General features: G+C 66.3%; 3 protein-coding genes. 2 read left to right on the top strand and 1 reads right to left on the bottom strand.

The window, feature by feature from the left end; translation table 11 throughout:
- Window positions 1-169: 169 nt before the first annotated feature.
- Window positions 170-766 carry a DUF6368 family protein gene (locus ABD901_RS58430; RefSeq protein WP_345145001.1) on the top strand — a complete coding sequence of 199 codons (597 nt, stop codon included), beginning with the start codon at window positions 170-172 and terminating at the stop codon, window positions 764-766.
- 180 nt (window positions 767-946) lie between these two features.
- Here the strand turns inward: ABD901_RS58430 and ABD901_RS58425 are convergent, their stop codons facing one another.
- Window positions 947-1,318, bottom strand: a complete 372-nt coding sequence (locus tag ABD901_RS58425; RefSeq protein WP_345144997.1) for a hypothetical protein — start codon at window positions 1,316-1,318, stop codon at window positions 947-949.
- A gap of 145 nt (window positions 1,319-1,463) precedes the next feature.
- Between ABD901_RS58425 and ABD901_RS58420 the strand changes: the two genes are divergently transcribed.
- Entirely contained in the window at window positions 1,464-1,628 is a 165-nt protein-coding gene (locus tag ABD901_RS58420; protein ID WP_345144995.1) for a hypothetical protein, read from the top strand.
- The last annotated feature ends 282 nt before the right edge of the window (window positions 1,629-1,910 follow it).

Raw genomic sequence — 1,910 nt, 5'->3', positions numbered from 1 at the left:
CCTACATGCTCGACGGTCAGCCCGTCTTCGAAGCGCCGCAGTTCGACGACCGCGCTGTCCTTGCTCATGGCGCGGAACCACTGAGCGTAACCGCGCACGCTGGCCCGCGCGCCCGGTCGGCGGCAGAAGCGGATGCCGGCGGTGGCGTCCGGGCGTGCATGATGGTGCCGTGACCGGACCTTCTGCCGCGGTTCTGCTGCCCGACCCGTGGACTGCTTCGGACGTCAAACTGTTCCGGGCGTGGTTGGCTGAGATGCTCACGAATGACATCGATGACTGGTGGCTGCTGCGAGAGCCGTCCGAGGTGGGCTGGCAGACTGCGTCACTGGCCACTGGGCCGATGCTGGTCGAGCCCGGCGCATGGGACCCCGAAGACCCGGACGAGGCGGTGCATCTGGCGAGTGCTGTCGGATTCCTGCCGGGCGCAGAGGTGGTCCTGGCCTCGGCAACGAACGGCGTGGACGATCACCGTTTCCTTGCTCATCTTGCGGTGGCGGTGGCCCAACGGCACCGCGGCCTTATCGATCTGACCGGCCCGTTGCCAGTCCCGCCACCTGCCGGGGTCAACGCTCTCGAAGCTGTCGACTCCGGTGCCGGGATTGAACAATGGTGGGCCACCTCCCGGGACACCCTTGCCGCGCTCGGCGGAGCGTGGCATGAGATTCCATACGTCACTGCCGGCGGGACCACCGCCATCTACCACGTCGTCGACGCCGATCTCCTCACTGCTTGGTTGGCACACCCGCGCTTCCGCATGGTGAAGTAGTCGCCATGCCTGCGGCAATCCGCTTACCTGCACGATCGGGTGCGCGCACATCGGCAGAGTCGGATGCTCGAACTAGGCAGAAGCCGTTACCGATGGTGACGGGCGCGGCGGCGAACACCGCGCTCGGACAGCGGCTACTTGCACAGTTCGATGTTGAACCCCGACGTACCGGACCTCCGACTACTCAATCAAGACCACGATGTCGAGCTCGACCGGGAGGTCTCTGCCGTCGGCCCAGATCCTCAGCCGCACCGATTTGCCCGGCGCGACGAGGCGGTACCGCAGCGACGCGGGCCCGACCGCCTCCCCGATACGCAGCGACCCGTCCGTCAGCACCACGCTGCCGTCGAACACCAACGGCCGACCCGCGACCCGCTCGGTTAGCTCGCGCCGCCACAGCCGCGCCCGCACAAGCTCCCTCTGTGCGTCGACGGCGACGAGCACGAACCGGTCATCCCAGACCGCCGGCGCGTGGCCGAGATCATCGACATTGTCCCACTCGTCCTCCACCGCACCGACGACGATGAAGAACGTATCCGGCAGCATCGCCACCTCGGCTACCGGCAACGGATCAGATTCCACAGCGACCTTGCTACCCGACACTGACGGACCGCGCCAGCCCAACCACATCGCGGCATGTCCGGACGCCAAATGCCGACCATCACTTGGTTAACTGAATGTCATGACGAGACGCAGGGTGGTCCTGTTGGGCGGCGGCGGACTGTGTGTGATCGGCGTGGCCTTATCTACCGTGACGATCTTTGTCTCAGCGCCTGCGTTTACCTTCGGCCTGTTCGCTGGCTTCGCGCTCGCGGTCGCCGGCGGCGTGGTCATCGGAAATGCCTTGAAGGCGAGGCAGTAGTCGAGGCACCAAACCCGCGATCTGCACCTGCCCGACGCTGCCTTGGACCACGTGAGCGCTCATCGGCAGTTGAGGACATCCTCGGCTCCACCGCGCCGGTCACCCACCGTGACGAGCGGTGACCTGCTGCGCGCACGGACGGCGGCAGATCAGGGCACCTGATCACGGTAGTGGAGCGTATGAACGACTCGCGCCCCGTCGGGCCACGCACGAAGCGGAGCTTGGCCGTTGGTCTTGCTTACCGCCAGAACAGTTACCCGCGCGCACAGGACGAACCCGATC

Source organism: Dactylosporangium darangshiense, assembly GCF_039537565.1.
GTDB lineage: Bacteria > Actinomycetota > Actinomycetes > Mycobacteriales > Micromonosporaceae > Dactylosporangium > Dactylosporangium darangshiense.
This window is presented reverse-complemented; position numbering and strand designations above follow the sequence as displayed.